17 protein-coding genes are annotated in these 16,158 nt (G+C 72.3%); 10 read left to right on the forward strand and 7 right to left on the reverse strand.

Going from position 1 to position 16,158, the window contains the following annotated elements; genetic code table 11:
- Window positions 1-175 precede the first annotated feature (175 nt).
- Window positions 176-1,108 carry a mycothiol synthase gene (gene mshD, locus ACFCZ1_RS29430; protein ID WP_376681307.1) on the reverse strand — a complete coding sequence of 311 codons (933 nt, stop codon included), beginning with the start codon at window positions 1,106-1,108 and terminating at the stop codon, window positions 176-178.
- A 169-nt stretch (window positions 1,109-1,277) separates the two neighbouring features.
- On the opposite strand from mshD, the gene ACFCZ1_RS29435 reads away from it, so the two are divergent.
- Entirely contained in the window at window positions 1,278-3,092 is a 1,815-nt protein-coding gene (locus tag ACFCZ1_RS29435) for a bifunctional metallophosphatase/5'-nucleotidase (protein ID WP_376681308.1), read from the forward strand.
- A gap of 130 nt (window positions 3,093-3,222) precedes the next feature.
- Here ACFCZ1_RS29435 and ACFCZ1_RS29440 read toward each other — a convergent pair whose 3' ends face one another.
- Window positions 3,223-4,008: an alpha/beta fold hydrolase gene (locus ACFCZ1_RS29440; protein WP_376681309.1), complete on the reverse strand. Its 786-nt coding sequence runs from the start codon at window positions 4,006-4,008 to the stop codon at window positions 3,223-3,225.
- 122 nt (window positions 4,009-4,130) lie between these two features.
- Here ACFCZ1_RS29440 and ACFCZ1_RS29445 point away from each other — a divergent pair, with 122 nt between their 5' ends.
- Together ACFCZ1_RS29445 and ACFCZ1_RS29450 are read left to right on the forward strand one after the other, a co-directional pair.
- On the forward strand, window positions 4,131-4,700 hold the full coding sequence (locus tag ACFCZ1_RS29445) for a TetR/AcrR family transcriptional regulator (protein ID WP_376681310.1): 570 nt from the start codon (window positions 4,131-4,133) through the stop codon (window positions 4,698-4,700).
- Between the two features lie 78 nt (window positions 4,701-4,778).
- Window positions 4,779-5,654: a phosphatidylinositol-specific phospholipase C gene (locus tag ACFCZ1_RS29450; protein WP_376681311.1), complete on the forward strand. Its 876-nt coding sequence runs from the start codon at window positions 4,779-4,781 to the stop codon at window positions 5,652-5,654.
- Here the strand turns inward: ACFCZ1_RS29450 and ACFCZ1_RS29455 are convergent.
- From ACFCZ1_RS29455 to ACFCZ1_RS29475, 5 genes are all read right to left on the reverse strand, one after another.
- A complete protein-coding gene (locus tag ACFCZ1_RS29455) occupies window positions 5,634-7,073 on the reverse strand; it encodes a sensor histidine kinase (RefSeq protein WP_376681350.1) in 1,440 nt (479 codons plus the stop codon). The two genes, ACFCZ1_RS29450 and ACFCZ1_RS29455, sit on opposite strands and share 21 nt — an antisense overlap.
- A gap of 5 nt (window positions 7,074-7,078) precedes the next feature.
- Window positions 7,079-7,813, reverse strand: a complete 735-nt coding sequence (locus ACFCZ1_RS29460) for a response regulator transcription factor (RefSeq protein ID WP_376681312.1) — start codon at window positions 7,811-7,813, stop codon at window positions 7,079-7,081.
- 50 nt (window positions 7,814-7,863) lie between these two features.
- On the reverse strand, window positions 7,864-9,039 hold the full coding sequence (locus tag ACFCZ1_RS29465) for a S1C family serine protease (RefSeq protein ID WP_376681313.1): 1,176 nt from the start codon (window positions 9,037-9,039) through the stop codon (window positions 7,864-7,866).
- A 166-nt stretch (window positions 9,040-9,205) separates the two neighbouring features.
- Entirely contained in the window at window positions 9,206-10,228 is a 1,023-nt protein-coding gene (locus ACFCZ1_RS29470; protein ID WP_376681314.1) for a LacI family DNA-binding transcriptional regulator, read from the reverse strand.
- Between the two features lie 24 nt (window positions 10,229-10,252).
- Window positions 10,253-11,080 carry a response regulator transcription factor gene (locus tag ACFCZ1_RS29475; protein WP_376681315.1) on the reverse strand — a complete coding sequence of 276 codons (828 nt, stop codon included), beginning with the start codon at window positions 11,078-11,080 and terminating at the stop codon, window positions 10,253-10,255.
- A gap of 490 nt (window positions 11,081-11,570) precedes the next feature.
- Here ACFCZ1_RS29475 and ACFCZ1_RS29480 point away from each other — a divergent pair, with 490 nt between their 5' ends.
- From ACFCZ1_RS29480 to ACFCZ1_RS29510, 7 genes are all read left to right on the forward strand, one after another.
- On the forward strand, window positions 11,571-11,825 hold the full coding sequence (locus ACFCZ1_RS29480) for a MoaD/ThiS family protein (RefSeq protein WP_376681316.1): 255 nt from the start codon (window positions 11,571-11,573) through the stop codon (window positions 11,823-11,825).
- Between the two features lie 9 nt (window positions 11,826-11,834).
- Window positions 11,835-13,298 carry a hypothetical protein gene (locus ACFCZ1_RS29485; protein ID WP_376681317.1) on the forward strand — a complete coding sequence of 488 codons (1,464 nt, stop codon included), beginning with the start codon at window positions 11,835-11,837 and terminating at the stop codon, window positions 13,296-13,298.
- 62 nt (window positions 13,299-13,360) lie between these two features.
- Window positions 13,361-14,077 (forward strand): DUF2993 domain-containing protein, encoded by a 717-nt coding sequence (locus ACFCZ1_RS29490; RefSeq protein WP_376681318.1) that lies wholly within the window; start codon window positions 13,361-13,363, stop codon window positions 14,075-14,077.
- Window positions 14,078-14,238: 161 nt separating this feature from the next.
- Window positions 14,239-14,322, forward strand: coding sequence for a putative leader peptide (locus ACFCZ1_RS29495; RefSeq protein WP_350206375.1), 84 nt, complete (start codon window positions 14,239-14,241; stop codon window positions 14,320-14,322).
- A 205-nt stretch (window positions 14,323-14,527) separates the two neighbouring features.
- Window positions 14,528-15,373, forward strand: coding sequence for a sulfurtransferase (locus ACFCZ1_RS29500; RefSeq protein WP_376681319.1), 846 nt, complete (start codon window positions 14,528-14,530; stop codon window positions 15,371-15,373).
- A gap of 62 nt (window positions 15,374-15,435) precedes the next feature.
- Complete coding sequence (locus ACFCZ1_RS29505; protein ID WP_376681320.1) at window positions 15,436-15,726, forward strand: DUF1416 domain-containing protein; 291 nt, start codon at window positions 15,436-15,438, stop codon at window positions 15,724-15,726.
- A gap of 121 nt (window positions 15,727-15,847) precedes the next feature.
- A complete protein-coding gene (locus tag ACFCZ1_RS29510; protein ID WP_376681321.1) occupies window positions 15,848-16,111 on the forward strand; it encodes a DUF3099 domain-containing protein in 264 nt (87 codons plus the stop codon).
- Window positions 16,112-16,158: the final 47 nt, after the last annotated feature.

Here is a 16,158-nt window from a genome sequence, read left to right on the forward strand (position 1 = left end):
CAAGCGCGTCTTAATGCCCGGTTAATGGCGCGTGGCCTCCCGGGTCTGCCGGGGTGCACGACTGCGTCGTGGCGGGGCCGGGGTGCGCCGGAGCGTGTTCCGGTACGGCGCCGCCGCCGGGGGCGCTGCCCGGACCCTTTCCCGGTCGCGGCCGGATCCGGCGCCGCCCCTGCGTTCAGCTCTCCGTGCGGTACATCAGGTCGACCTCGTGGGTGGTGAAGCCGAGGCCCGCGTAGACGGCGAGGGCCGCCGGGTTGTCGGCGTCCACGTACAGCATCGCCGTCGGCAGGCCCGCCGCGGCGAGGTGGCGCAGGCCGATCGCCGTGAGGGCCTTGCCGAGGCCGCCGCCCTGGGCGCCGGGGCGGACGCCGACCACGTAGACCTCGCCCAGCCGCTCGGCCGCGTGGATCTTCGTCCAGTGGAAGCCGACCAGCTCTCCCGCGCGCTCGGCGAGGAAGAAGCCCTTGGCGTCGAACCACGGCTGGGCGATCCGGTCGTCGAGGTCCCGCTGGGTCAGCGCGCCCTGCTCGGGGTGGTGGGCGAAGGCGGCCGCGTTCGCCGCGAGCCAGGCCGCGTCGTCGCTGCCCGGCACGAAGGTCCGTACGGTCACGCCCGCCGGGAGCGCCGGCTCGGGCAGCGGGTCCGCGTCCGGGCCGAGCGGCCGGCGCAGCTGGCGCAGCTCGCGGAAGAGGGTCAGGCCGAGCACCTGGGCCAGGTGCCGGGCGGCCGACTTGCCGCCGTGGGCCCACACCCGGATCCGCTTGCCGGAGGCGGCCAGCAGGGCCGTGCCCAGTGCCCGCCCGTGGCCGCGCCCGCGCAGTGCCGGGTGGATGACCAGCTCGGCGGCCGGGGCCTCCACCGGGTCGGTGTCCTCCAGTTGCCCGTATCCGGCGAGGCGGCCGCCCTCGGTGAGCAGGAAGTGCCGGATGCCCTCGCGCGGCCCGCCGCGCAGCTGGAGCCGGCCCTGCTCGGACACGGCGGTGGTGCCGTCGGTGCGCGCCGCGTCCTCGATCAGGGCGAGTACGGCTTCTGCCTGTTCCTCCGTCAGCTCGTCGAGGGTCTCGATCTGCCGTCCCGGCTCCAGGGCCGCTGCTGCTGCGTCAGTCATACCCCGAGCCTACGACCGCCGGGCACGCATGGCGGAGTGCGCCCCAGCGGCGATCCGTCTTCTGCGCGTAACCAGCTCGATACCGGCTACCCCCTGTCGTGCTACGCGCGTTGACAATAGGCTGCGGCGGACCTCCCAAGTTTGTCTCGCTGTCCACAAAGGGGACTAAATGTCAGCGACGCCACAACGGCACCCCCGCGCCCGCCGGTTGACCCTCACCGCCCTCGCCGTCACGGCCGGGGCCGGGGCGATGGTCGCCGCCGCACTGCCGGCCGGAGCCGCGAGTGGTGGCGGTGCCGCCAAGAGCCGGACCGTCGACGTGCAGCTGCTGTCGTTCAACGACTTCCACGGCACGCTCGAGCCCCCGCAGGGCTCCTCCGGCAATGTGACCGAACGTCAGGCCGACGGCACCACCAAGGCCATACCCGCGGGCGGGGTCGAGTACCTCGCGACCAGCCTGCGCGAAGCCCGCAAGGGCCACGAGTACTCCGTCACCGCAGCGGCCGGTGACATGATCGGCGGCAGCCCGATGCTGTCCGGGCTCTTCCACGACGAGCCGAGCATCGAGGCGCTGAACAAGCTCAAGCTGGACGTCACCAGCGTCGGCAACCACGAGTTCGACGAGGGCAAGACCGAGCTGCGCCGCATGGCGTACGGCGGCTGCCACCCGGTCGAGGGCTGCTTCGAGTACGGCAAGGAGTTCACGGGCTCCGAGTTCAAGTACCTCGCCGCGAACGTCACGGACGAGAAGACCAAGCGTCCGATGATGAACCCCACCTTCATCTGGAAGAAGGGGGACGTGAAGATCGGCTTCATCGGCGTCACCCTGGAGGGCACTCCGGACGTCGTGACCGCCGAGGGCGTCAAGGGCCTCAAGTTCGGCGACGAGGTCGAGACGATCAACAAGTACGCCGCCGAGCTGAACAAGCAGGGCGTGAAGTCGATCGTCGCGCTGATCCACGAGGGCGGCCTGCCCGCGAACGGCGCCTACAACTACGACTGCGACGCCCCGGGCGCCGGCGCCGGCATCTCGGGCGCGATCGTGGACATCGCCAAGAACGTGGACCCGAAGGTCGACGCCCTGGTGACCGGCCACACGCACCAGGCGTACGCCTGCAACATCCCCGACCCGGCGGGCAACCCGCGCATGGTGACCTCGGCCGCCTCCTACGGCCGGCTGTTCACGGACACCGCGCTCACCTACGACCGGCAGACCAAGGACATCGTCCGCACGCCGGTCAGCGCGCCCAAGCCGGTCAACAAGGTCGTCACCCGGGACCAGCCCAAGGCCGCGGACATGACCGAGCTGATCCAGCGCTGGAGCGCGCTGGCGGCCCCGGTCGCCAACCGCCCGCAGGGCTTCATCTCCGCCGACATCCCGGGCCGCGGCTCGGAGGCGTACGAGAAGCCGCTCGGCGACCTGATCGCCGACGCGCAGCTCGAAGCGCTGGCTCCGGCCGACAAGGGCGGTGCGCAGCTGGCCCTCATGAACCCGGGCGGCATCCGCGCCGACCTCGCGTACAAGGCCTCGGGGACCGAGGGCGACGGTGTCGTGACGTACGGCGAGTCCTACACGGTCCAGCCGTTCAACAACCTCATGAACATCGTGGACCTGACCGGCGCGCAGCTGATCACCGCGCTCCAGCAGCAGGTCAGCGGGCCGGTCAACGGTCCGAACCCGAAGATCCTGCAGGTGTCGAAGGGCTTCACCTACACCCTGGACATGACGAAGACCGGTGCCGACCGCATCGTCGTGGACTCGGTGAAGCTGAACGGCGCGGCGATCGACCCCGCCAAGACCTACCGGGTCGCGATGAACGAGTTCCTCGCGGGCGGCGGTGACGGCTTCACCGTCCTGAAGGAGCACAAGAACAAGCTGGTCGGCGCGCCCGACCTGGAGTGCTTCAACGCCTTCCTGGCGAAGTCGACGGCGACGACCCCGATCGCCCCGCCGGCGGCGGGCCGGATCACCGTCGTCAAGTAGCACCCGGCAGTACCCGCGTACAGCACGCCCGGAGGGGCGGTGGGCCCGAGACGGCCCGCCGCCCCTCCGGCCTTTCCGCTCCGGCCTTTCCGCTCCGTCCCCCCGTGCCGGAGCGGTCGGACGGGGGCGGTCAGAGGGTCGACAGGAACGCTGCGACGGCCTCGTGGACGCCCTGCGGGTCGGTGAAGGGCACGAAGTGGTCCCCGTCCAGCGGGGCGTACGAGGTCTTGGGGCGCCGTGTGACCATCGCGTCGGCGGTGCCCTGCGGGAGTCCCTGGCTGCGGGTCCCGTGGATCAGTACGGCCGGGCAGGTGCTCGCGAGCCACGCGTCCCAGTGGTCGCCCCGGCAGGCCTCGATCGAGTCGAGCATGTCCTGCGGGTGGAACGGCAGCCGCCAGCCCTCGCCGGAGGGCAGCGGGCGCAGGGCCTGGGCGACGAACTGGGCGCCCACGGGTCCGGCCGCGTCGAGGAGTTCCTCGCGGGTGGGCGCGGTGTACCGCATGCCGCGGAGGAAGTCGAAGAGGGTCCCTTCGGTGTTCGGGTTGATCTCGATGTTGGCGTCGATGCCGATGAGGGCGGCGATCCGGCCGGGGTGGGCGGCGGCCAGGTGGTAGGCGTTGAGCCCGCCGAGGCTGTAGCCGAGGAGGGCCACGGGGGCGTCGAGGCCCAGGTGGTCGAGCAGGGCGACGGCGTCGCGGACGTAGCCCTCGCGCCGGTAGTCGGGGGCCCGGTCGGAGTCGCCGTGGCCGCGCTGGTCGGGGGCGATGACCCGCCAGCCGTCGCCGAGGTGCTCGGCCAGGCCGGTGAAGGCGAGGCCCTCGGCCATCCCGCCGTGCAGGGCGAGGAGCGGCCGGCCGGCGCCGCCGAAGTCGAGGTAGGACAGGACGCGGTCGTCGATCTTCAGCTCGTGGCGCATGGCGTTGCTCTCCCCTGTGTGCTGGTCGGTGGGCCGGTCATCAGCCTGCCAGGAGTTGGGCAAGCGCGCAATACGTTCGTATAGCGCGCTTGCCCAAAAAGGGGCGCGGATACGATCCCGGCATGGGAAATCGCGAGGACCTGCTGGCCGGAGCCCGGCGCTGCCTGGAGGAGAAGGGGTATCTGCGTACGACCGTGCGCGACATCGCCACGGCCTCGAACGTGAGCATGGCCGCGATCGGCTACCACTTCGGATCGCGCGACGCCCTGCTCAACCAGGCGCTGTTCGACGCCATGGAGGAGTGGGCCGCCGGGTCGGGCAGGCTCCGCGGCCAGGGGGACACCGCCGGGGAGCGGTACGCGGACACCTGGGACCGCAAGATCCGGGACTTCGGCGAGATGCGCTGGCTCTGGACCGCCTCCGTCGAGGCCTTCGTGCACGCGCAGTCCCGGCCGGAGCTGCTCGCGATCCTGGCCGAGGGTCAGCGCCGCAACCGGCGCATGGTGGCCGCCGTGCTGGCCGGGGTGTCCGAGGAGGAGGTCGCCGAGGAGGACGTACGGTCCCTCGGGTCGCTGCACATCGCGCTGCTGACCGGGGTGATGGTGCAGACCCTGACCGACCCGGAGCAGGCCCCGAACGGCCGCGAGCTCGCCCAAGGGCTGCGCAGGATGGCCGAGTTGCTCGAAAGCTGACCTCTACCGACGGGTAGTAAAGCCTGGTGCCGCACGCCATAATCCGGAGCCACCAACCGGGTCGGCAAAGGGGCGGGCATGGCACTGGATCGTCGGGCATTTCTGATCGGAGCGGCGGCGGCCGGAGCGGCGGCGGTGACGGGGACGGCGGTGGCGACGCCCGCCGCCGCCGGCACGCTCGGCACCCAGGACTGGATGGCGGGCCTGGCCGACTCCACGGCCCTCCAGCGGATGACCATTCCCGGCACGCACGACTCCGGCGCCCGCCAGGGCGGGCTCTACGTCGCCTGCCAGAACACCTCGATCGCCGAACAGCTCGACTCGGGCATCCGGTTCCTCGACGTCCGCTGCCGGGTGACGGGCGGCTCCTTCGCCATCCACCACGGGGCCTTCTACCAGAACCTGATGTTCGGCGACGTGCTCGTGGCCTGCTGGAACTTCCTCGCCGCGCACCCCACCGAGACGGTGCTGATGCGGCTCAAGCAGGAGTACTCCGAGGACAGCGACGCCACCTTCCGCGCCGTCTTCGACGATTACCTCGACCAGCGCGGCTGGCGCCCGCTGTTCCGGATCGCCGACACCCTGCCCGCGCTCGGCCAGGCCCGCGGCAAGGTGGTCCTGCTCGCAGACAACGGCGGCCTGCCGGGCCTGCGCTACGGGGACGGCAACGTCTTCGACATCCAGGACGACTGGAACGCCGAACCCTTCGCCAAGCGCGGCAAGATCGAGAACCACTTCCGCAAGGCCGTCCAGCAGCCCGGCAAGCTCTTCGTGAACTACACCAGCACCTCGGCGTACATGCCGCCCCGCTGGAACTCCGACCGCCTGAACCCCCAGGTGCACGCCTTCGTCGACGGCGGGGAGCTGGCCGGCCGGACCGGGCTCGGCATCGTCCCGATGGACTTCCCGAACACCCGCTCCGGCCTGGTCGCCTCACTGATCCGGCACAACTGACGGCCCGGGAGGCGGCGGCGTGGGCGCCCCCGGGATGCGGAGCACCGCCTCCGTGCCCGGGCCGCCGCCCGCCGCCGCCCGCAGCTCGGCGCTCCCGCCCGCGCGGGCCACCGTACGGGCCACGATCGACAGGCCGAGGCCGCTGCCGGGCAGGGCGCGGGCCGAGGGGGAGCGCCAGAACCGCTCGAACACGTGCGGCAGGTCCTCGGGCGGGATGCCCGGACCGTGGTCCCGCACCGTCAGCTCGCCCGCCCGCAGCGTCACCTCGACCGCGCCGCCCGGCGGGCTGAACTTCACCGCGTTGTCCAGGACGTTGACCACGGCCCGCTCCAGCGCGGCCGCCTCGCCCCGTACGTACCAGGGCTCCAGGGACGAGCTGAAGTCCAGCTCCGGACCGCGCAGCCGGGCCCGGGACAGCGCGGCCCCGGCGATCTCGTGCAGGGCCACCACCTGCAGCGGGCCCGGGGACACCGCGTCCGGGCGGGACAGCTCCTGGAGGTCCCCGATCAGCGCGGCCAGCTCCGTCATCTGCGCCTTGACCGAGGCCAGCAGCTCCTTGCGGTCGTCGGGCGGGATGGCCCGGCCGGTGTCCTCGCTGCGCACGAGCAGCTCGATGTTCGTGCGGAGCGAGGTGAGCGGGGTGCGCAGCTCGTGCCCGGCATCGGCGATCAGCTGGGCCTGCCGGTCCTGGGAGGAGGCGAGCGCGGCGGTCATGGAGTTGAAGGACCGCGACAGGCGGGCGATCTCGTCGTCGCCCTCGTCGGGGATCCGTACGGTCAGGTCCTCGGTCCGGGCGATGTGCTCGACGGCGCCCGTGAGTTCGTCGACCGGCCGCAGCCCCGTACGGGCCACCCACAGCCCGGCCGCGCCCGCGCCGACGACTCCGATCCCGGAGACCAGGAGCAGCACCCAGGCCAGGGTGGACAGCGGCTTGTCGATGTCGGCGAGCGGCTTGGCGACCGCGATCGCGAAGAGCGGGCCGCCGGGCTGGGCCCGCGCGGGGATGGTGTAGACGCGCATGCCGACGCCGTCGTCCGTCGTCTCGTCGTGCAGGACCCTGCCGAGCCGTCCGGCCGCCACGTCCTTGTCGGTCTGGGTGACCGGCAGGTCGGTCCGGCCGCTCACCCAGCAGTGACTGCCGTCGGCGGCGAGGATCTGGACCGTCGGGTTGAGGTTTCCGGCGATGTCCGGCTGGGCCTGGGCCGGCGGGGACGCACAGCCCTGGTTCAGTCGGCGGAGCACCTGCTCGCTCGGGTTCGTCGCCCGCAGGGACTGGTCCAGCTGGTTGCGGAGCTGGGTCCGCACCATCACCCAGGACACCGCGGCCACGGCCGCCACGGCGAGCGCCACCGCCACCGTGACCAGCAGCGCGAGGCGGGAGCGCAGCGGGAGGGCGCGGAATCTGGCGGCCGGGCCCATGCGGCTCACTCGGGCCCGCTCTCGCCGGCGCGCAGGACGTAGCCCACCCCGCGCACGGTGTGGACCACGCGCGGCTCGCCGCCCGCCTCGGTCTTGCGGCGCAGGTACATCACGTACACGTCCAGGGAGTTGGAGCTGGGCTCGAAGTCGAAGCCCCAGACGGTCTTGAGGATCTGCTCGCGGGTCAGGACCTGGCGCGGGTGCGCGAGGAACATCTCCAGCAGCGTGAACTCGGTACGGGTCAGCTCCACCGGCCGCCCGGCCCGGGTGACCTCGCGGGTCGCCAGGTCCATGCGCAGGTCGCCGAAGGTCAGCGCGTCCTCGTGGCCCGCCTCGCCGGCCTGCGGGACGGCGTAGGAGCTGCGGCGCAGCAGGGCGCGGACGCGGGCGAAGAGCTCGTCGAGTTCGAAGGGCTTGACGAGGTAGTCGTCGGCGCCCGCGTCGAGGCCGGTGACGCGGTCGCCGACGGTGTCGCGGGCGGTGAGCATCAGGACCGGGGTGACGCTGCCGGCGGCGCGCAGCCTGCGGGCCGCGGTGAGGCCGTCCATCCGGGGCATCTGGATGTCCAGGACGATCAGGTCGGGGGCGTACGAGGCCGCCTTGTCGAGGGCGTCGAGCCCGTCGACGGCGGTCTGCACGGCGTACCCCTCGAAGGCGAGGCTGCGGCGGAGGGCCTCGCGTACGGCCGGCTCGTCGTCCACGACGAGGATCCGCTGCTGGTCGCCTTCGGCCGGATTCATCTCGGTCCCCCAGGGGTGGTGTTCGGTGGCACGTACCAGGATCCAGGGTCTCAGTAGGAGGTGCCGAAGCCGTTGGCGGCGCTGCCGGAGCCGCTGCCGCCGGAACCGCCGCCGGAGCCCGTGCCGCCGGGGCCGCCCTTGCGCAGCGAGGCCAGGTCGGCCTTGATCGTGTTGACCGGGATGGCGAAGCCGAGGCCGACGCTGCCGGCGGCGGAGCTGTCGCCGGCGGGGGAGTAGATCGCCGAGGGCATGCCCACGATCTCGCCGTTCAGGTTGACGAGGGCGCCGCCGGAGTTGCCGGGGTTGAGGGAGGCGTCCGTCTGGATGGCCTTGTACGAGGTGGTCTGCGAGCCGGTGTCGCCGTTGAACTGCTGCCCGTCGTACGAGAACGGCCAGCTGCCGCTGCCGCCCTGACGGCGCTGCGGGGACTGCTGCTCGGACTTGGGGACGTTGACCTCGCGGTCGAGCGCGGAGACGATGCCGCTGGTGACCGTGCCGGTGAGGCGGTCGGGGGAGCCGATGGCGACGACCTGGTCGCCGACCTTCAGGCCGTCGGAGTCGCCGAGCACGGCGGGCCTGAGACCGGTGGCGCCCTCCAGCTTGATCAGGGCCAGGTCCTTGTCGGGGTCGGTCCCGACGGTCTTGGCCCGGTACTTCTTGCCGTCGCTCATCGTCACCTGGATCTCGGTGGCGCCGTCGACGACGTGGTTGTTGGTGACGATCTCGCCGTCGGCGGTCACGACGATGCCGGAGCCGGTGCCCTGGCCGGAGCCGGTGCGGGTGTCGATGCGGACGACGGAGGGGCTGACCTGCTCGGCGACGCCCGCGACGGTGCCGTTGCTGGACTGCGAGACGTTGGTGCCGTTGACGCCCGCGCCGCCGGCGGCGATCCGGGAGCCCATCAGCTGCTGGACGGCGGCCGCGGTACCGCCGCCGACCACGGCCGCGGCGAGGGCGACGGCGGCCAGCAGCGCGACCGGCCGCTTGGCGCGGGGGGCGGCGTGCGCCGCAGGGGCGGGGGCGGGGGAAGCAGCCGGGGCCGCCGGGGCCGCCGGGACGGTCTCGCCCTGGATGACGACCGGGGGCTGGTGCGCCTCGTACCACCCCGGCGCGGCGGGCGGGAACCCGGGCGGCGGCGGGTAGCTCCCTGCCGCGGCGCCCTGCGCCGGCTGGGTCGGGCGGTTCTCCTGCGGGTACTCGCCTTCGCGGCGGAAGCTGTCGGTCATGGTGATGACCCTGTCCGCGGATCATGAGAGCTACCTGAGTTCCGGCTGAGAAGCCCGACAGAACCGCGTATGCCCGATATGAAGACGGGGGCCGGTGCCCGGAGCCGACCGGGCCGGGGCACGCCGTCCGGCGCGCTGCCGGACGGCTCGACAGAACCGGGTGCCCTTAGCGGCAGCCGCAGGACCGGCGGATCACCAGGGCCGACGGGAACTGCTTCAGCCGTTCCCGTCGGGAGCCGGCCACGCGCAGGGAGTCGTCCAGGACCAGGTCCACCGCCGCGCGGGCCATCGCCGGGCGGTCCGAGGCGATGGTGGTGAGCGGCGGGTCCGTGAGGGCCGCTTCCTTGACGTCGTCGAACCCGGCGACGGCCAGCTCCCCGGGCACGTCGATCCGCAGCTCGCGCGCGGCCCGCAGCACACCGATGGCCTGGTCGTCCGTGGCGCAGAAGATCGCCGGCGGCCGGTCCGGCCCCGACAGCACCTCCAGGGCCACGGTGTACGCGTCGTAGCGGTTGTACGGGGCTTCGAAGAGCCGGCCCTCCACCGAGCGCCCGGCCTCCAGCATGGCCCGCCGCCAGCCCTCCACGTGGTCCGCGACCGGGTCGCCGACCGACGGGGTGTTCTCGACCCCGCCGATGCAGGCCACGTACGCGTGCCCGTGCTCCAGCAGGTGCCGGGTGGCGAGCTGCGCGCCGCCGATGTCATCGGTGATCACCGCGACGTCGTCGATGGCCTCGGGGCGCTCGTGCAGCAGCACGATCCGCGCGTCCCAGGCCTCGATCTCCGAGGCGGCCCGTTCGCTCATGCCCTGGCTGACCAGGATCAGGCCCGAGACCCGCATCCCGAGGAAGGCCCTCAGGTAGTGGACCTCGCGCTCGTCGCGGTAGTCGGAGTTCCCGACGAGCACCATCTTTCCGCGCTCGGCGGCGGCCTGTTCGACCGCGTGCGCCATCTCCGCGAAGAACGGCTGACGGGCATCGGGGACGATCATGCCTATGAGGTCGGTGCGCCGCGACGCCATCGCCTGTGCGACCCGGTCCGGGCGGTAGCCCAGATCCTTGATCGCGGCGAGGACACGCTCGCGCGTGGCCGGGGCAACCGGCCGGGGTCCGTTGTTGATGACGTAGCTCACGACGGCGGTAGAGGTACCCGCAAGTCGCGCCACGTCGTCCCGCGTCACCTTGGCCACGCGCGGAAGTCTACGCGGGGTGACCTACCTCTGGGCAGGGCGTCCGGCCGAGTGGATGCTCACAGGGTCTTCCTCCGGATGGGTGACGCCCGCCCCGGTCGGCGCGGCGGGCTGGGTGGCGGGCTGGGCCGCCGCCTTCGCCGCCGCCTGTGCGGCGGCCTCCGCCGCCGCCCGCTCGACCTTCTCCGGCGTGACGAAGCGGTAGCCGACGTTGCGGACCGTGCCGATCAGCGACTCGTGCTCGGGACCGAGCTTCGCGCGCAGCCGCCGTACGTGGACGTCGACCGTCCGGGTACCGCCGAAGTAGTCGTAGCCCCACACCTCCTGCAGCAGCTGGGCGCGGGTGAAGACCCGGCCCGGGTGCTGCGCGAGGTACTTGAGCAGCTCGAACTCCTTGAAGGTGAGGTCCAGCACCCGCCCCTTGAGCTTGGCGGAGTACGTCGCCTCGTCCACCGACAGGTCGCCGTTGCGGATCTCCATGGGGGAGTCGTCCGAGCCCAGCTGCTGGCGGCCGGTGGCCAGCCGCAGCCGCGCCTCGACCTCGGCGGGGCCGGCGGTGTCCAGGAGCACGTCGTCGATGCCCCAGTCGGCGGTGACGGCCGCGAGGCCGCCCTCGGTGACGACCAGGATGAGCGGGCAGCCCGGCCCGGTGGAGCGGAGCAGCTGGCACAGCGACCGCACCTGCGGCAGGTCGCGGCGGCCGTCCACGAGGATGACGTCGGCACCCGGGGTGTCCACGAGGGCCGGGCCCTCGGCGGGGGCCACCCGCACGCTGTGCAGGAGCAGGCCGAGGGCGGGCAGTACTTCGGTGGACGGCTGCAGGGCGTTGGTCAGCAGCAGGAGTGAACTCATGCCCGACCACCCCGCCCGCCGCCGGTCGGTCGGTCGAACACGTTTCGCTGGTCCATCACGTCGGTTCCTCCTCGGTCCCGTCGAGGACGTGCGCGGTACTGCTTCGTACGTGGTGCGTCTGTGCGGCGTCCGCCCGGCCCCGCGCCCTGAGGCCCGGCCGGATGCCGTCGGTCTCGTTCGTTCTCGTCTGTTCTCGGTTCGTTCAACGCGCTGAAAGCACAAAAGGACCCGGGGGCAACGTTGCCCGGATCCTCTTCGCAGCAGAATAGCCCACTGGCCGTTACGTGGCCGAGGCCTGTGTTCCTTCCCATTCTGTGGTTCCTGCCACGCCCCGCCCCGTGTATGCCCCGGTTTCACCGGATCGGGGGCCCGCCGAGGGGTACCGCCGGGCCCGCCGGGCGCAAAGGGGGCGTGCGCGGGCACGCGGGAGTGCGGGGTGGGAGGGGTCATCATGGAGGCCGACGGTAGAGAGCCGACGATAGGAGCTGCAGTGGCAACCGGAACCATCCGCTACTGGGCGGCGGCCAAGGCCGCGGCCAAGACGGCGGAGGAGCCGTACTCGGCGCGCACACTGGCCGAGGCGCTCGACGGCGTGCGGGAACGCCACCCCGGGGAGCTGACCCGGGTCCTGCTGCGCTGCTCCTTCCTCGTGAACGATCAGCCCGTGGGCAAGCGCCCGCACGATTCCGTCCTGCTGACCGAGGGGGGCACCGTCGAGGTGCTCCCGCCGTTCGCGGGCGGGTGAGCGGGAGCCATGAGCACGCCTGAAGAACAGCAGCAGTACCAGCAGCACCAGCAGCACCAGCAGCACCAGCAGGAGTACGCGCAACAGCAGGATCCGTACGGGACGCAGACCTGGCAGTCCGACACCTGGGACACCGGCTACCAGCCGGTGCCGCCGCCGGGCGGGGTGCCGGGGCAGCCGTTCGCGCCCGAGGGCTGGTTCCGCGACGAGGCCGCCCCGGCCCCGGCCCCTGCCCAGGAGTGGGCGGCCGAGACGGCGTACTTGCCGCCGTACGCGGACCCCGCGCAACCGCAGCCGCAACAGCCGGTGGCCCCGGAGGGGTGGTACCGCGAGGAGGCCCCGGCCCCGGCCCCGGCCCCGGCACGGCCCCAGGCTCCGGCTCCGGCCCAGGACTGGTCCCGGGAACCCGCCGCCGCCCAGACCGCGTACCTGCCGCCCTACCCGGGTCCGGCCGCGGCCGAGGAGACCGCGTACCTGCCGCCGTACCCGGATCCCGCGCAGCAGCAGCAGCAGCCGCAGCAGCTGCAGCAGGCGACGCCGGAGGGGTGGTTCCGCGACGAGGTCCCGGCTCCGGCTCCGGCCCCGCACTGGTCCCCCGAGGCTCCGGTCCCGGCGTCGGCCCCGGCATCGGCGTCGGTCCCGGTCCCGGTCCTGCCGGAGACTCCCGAGGAGGAGCCGGAGTACTCCCCGCCCACCCTCGCCGGCAACACCGTCCGCGCCGTCGACCCGGCACAGGCCCGCGCCGAGGGCCGGTCGCCGATCATCGACCCCGGTCCGCAGTCGGCCATACTGACGGCCGCCCTCGGGGTGCTGCTCGCCGTGGCCGCGGCCCTGGGGCAGTACGCGCTGCTCCTGCCGCTGGTCGCCCTCCAGGGCCTCACCGCGGCCGGCTGGTTCCGCCTCAACGGGATGTGGCCGGCCCGCCAGGGCATCGCCCTCGCCTTCGCCGGAGCCGTCGTCGCCGACGTGGCCGTGCTCGCGGTGGACGGGGTGAACGGCCCCGGCGCGATCATCGGCACCCTCGGAGCCTGGGTGCTGCTCACCCTCGTGCTCCAGCTGCGCAGCCACGCCGACCCCGACGAGCGGATGTACGGCCTGATGGCCTCGGTGGCCTCGGCCGCGCTCGCCATCATCTGCGCCGGATACCTGGCCGCGGACGCCGCCGCCGTCACCGTCGGCGCGGCCGCCGTCGCCGTCGCCGTGTTCGCCCGCGCCCTGCCGCTGCCCACCCCGGCTTCCGTCGGCGTCTCGCTGGCCGCGGCCGGCGGTGCGGGCATCGCCGTCGGCGGGCTGACCGACATCGGGGTGGGCGGGGCGCTGCTCGGCCTCGCCGCCGGGGTGTGCGCGCTGATCGGGCTGCGCGTGGCGGCGTACGACTACCCGTCGAAGTTCGTCCACATGACGGCCGGTGTCGCGCTGCCGCTGGCGGCCGCCGCACCGGCCGTGTACCTGATCGGCCGGGTGGTGAGCTGATCTGTCCCCGACAACGGACATGGTCAACTAGAACGCACGTACCGACTAGTAGGGGGTGGCCCGTGCGTTTCCTGCGCGCCATAGTGATCATCGGAGTGGTTCTGGGGGCCCTGTTCGTGGGCGTGGACCGCTGGGCGGTCGGCTATGCCGAGAACCGGCTGGCCGACCGGATCCAGGCCCGGCAGGGGCTGGCCGGGAGCTCGGAGGTGGAGATCCACGGATTCCCGTTCCTCACGCAGGCGCTCAGCCGCGACCTGGAGCGGGTGGACCTGAGGCTCCGCGGTGTGGAGATCGCCGCGGAGGGCCGCAAGACGCGGCTCTCCGAGCTCGACGCGAGCTTCCGCGGGGTGAAGCTGAACGGGGACTACAGCGGCGGTACGGCCGAGCGTGCCGAGGGCACCGGCCTGATCACGTACGCGGACCTGACCGCGGCCTCGCAGACCGGCGCGACCCTCTCCTACGGCGGGGCGCCGGGCAAGGTGAAGGTGACCGCGGCGGTGGACGTCCTCGGCAAGACGCTGACGCGCAGTGTGGTGTCGACCATCACGCTGGAGGACGCGCAGGACGGCAAGGGCGGCCGGATCGTCCGGGTGCGCGCCGACGAGGTGCCGGGCGAGGGCATCCCCGGTGTCGAGAAGCTGATCCGCAGGAAGACCGACTTCGACCGCACCCTCGACAGCGGGCTGCCGTCCGGGCTGCACCTGTCCGCCCTGACCTCGGACGAGTCCGGTGTGCACCTCACGCTGGGCGGTACGGACGTGGCGCTGGCCGGATCGTGAGACGGAGCGGTCCGATCCGCAGAAGGGCGGGCCGCACGGCGGCTCCGGAGGGCGGCGCGGGGGCCGCCTACGGAGCAGTGGTCCCACTATCCGGACGATCCTGTCTCGGAATATGACACACCGGTGACAGGGCGGCCGATTCGTCCCTACGATCCATGGCTATGAAGCATCAGCAGGCGGACCTCACGAAGCGGCGGGCAGTAGACCTGTGTCGCGTCGCCGCCATGCTCTGTCGATCCATGTGACCTGTGAGCGCATCCGCTCCATCAGCCGGACGACTTGCCCCTTCCCGCGTGACCGCACCTGCCTCCTGATCCCCTGACGCCTTCCTGCACCGGGGGAGACTCCGAGGCACCCGGACGCACGCACGAGCAGCACCCGCAACCGGTCCCGCCGGTTCGCAGCAGTATCCGCACCGCCCCGCCGCACACTGCCCCGGAGGAGAACACCATGAGCCGCAGCGACGTCCTCGTAGACGCCGACTGGGTCGAGGCCCACCTGAACGACGCCGACGTCGTCATCGTCGAGGTGGACGAGGACACGTCCGCCTACGAGAAGAACCACATCACCAACGCCGTCCGGATCGACTGGAAGCAGGACCTCCAGGACCCGGTCCGCCGCGACTTCGTGGACCAGGAGGGCTTCGAGAAGCTCCTCTCCGCCAAGGGCATCTCCAACGACGACACCGTCGTCCTCTACGGCGGCAACAACAACTGGTTCGCCTCGTACGCCTACTGGTACTTCAAGCTCTACGGCCACCAGGACGTGAAGCTCCTCGACGGCGGCCGCAAGAAGTGGGAGCTCGACTCCCGCGACCTGGTCGACGGCAAGGACGTGCCCAACCGCCCGGCCACGCAGTACAAGGCCAAGCCCCAGGACACGTCGATCCGTGCCTACCGCGACGACGTCGTGGCCGCGATCGGCTCCCTGAACCTGGTCGACGTGCGTTCGCCCGACGAGTTCTCCGGCAAGCTGCTCGCCCCGGCCCACCTCCCGCAGGAGCAGTCGCAGCGTCCCGGCCACGTGCCGAGCGCCCGCAACATCCCGTGGTCGAAGAACGCCAACGACGACGGCACCTTCAAGTCGGACGAGGAGCTGACCGCCCTCTACCAGGCGGAGCAGGTCGACCTGGCGAAGGACACCATCGCCTACTGCCGCATCGGCGAGCGCTCCGCGCTCACGTGGTTCGTGCTGCACGAGCTCCTGGGCCAGGAGAACGTCAAGAACTACGACGGTTCGTGGACCGAGTACGGCTCGCTGGTCGGCGTGCCGATCGAGCTCGGCGCCAACAAGTAACCCCGCCGGGCACGCAGGGCCCGTAGAAGCCAGTACGACCTCTCTAGGACAGGACAGAGAACATGTGTGGAGCACCCATCGGCGGGCCCGACCTCGCGACGCTCAAGCCCGGTGAGACCGCGATCCAGGGTCAGGTGACCAAGGCGGGCGAGCCGGTGTCCGGCTACGTCCGACTGCTGGACTCGACCGGCGAGTTCACCGCCGAGGTCCCGACCTCGGCGACCGGCCAGTTCCGTTTCTACGCGGCCACCGGCTCCTGGACGCTGCGGGCGCTCGTCCCGGGTGGCACGGCGGACCGTCAGGTCGTCGTCGCCGAGGCCGGCGGCGTGACGGACGTGGCGATCGCGGTCTGACCGACAGCCGAACCGGCCGAAGGGCCGCACCCCAGGGGTTGGACGCCACTGGAACGGGGTGCGGCCCTTCGTGCCGTCCGCGTGGCCTTGCCTTCGCACGGGCCGGCCCTACGCTGGAGGCATGTACGCCCGGCGCCGGCGCGTCTACTTCCTGCTCATGGGCGGATGCCTGGTCCTCTTCGTCTCCGCCTGGACCTTCGTGCGCCTGCTCTCGGTGGAGGCCGCGGTGGCCATGTGCGTCGTCGCCATGGTCATCCCGCCGGTCGCCGCGATGATCGCCAACCGGCGCGGCCCGGACGACCGCTGGTGGGACGACCCCTCGGGCGATCCCAAGTCCGACGAGTGGTGGGACGAGCTGGACGGAAAGCGCCGTCACGAGGACTGAAACGCGGCGCGCACCCAACGAGATAAGAATGTAATAAGCATTCATAC

The organism is Streptomyces sp. NPDC056224 (genome assembly GCF_042267665.1).
GTDB lineage: Bacteria > Actinomycetota > Actinomycetes > Streptomycetales > Streptomycetaceae > Streptomyces.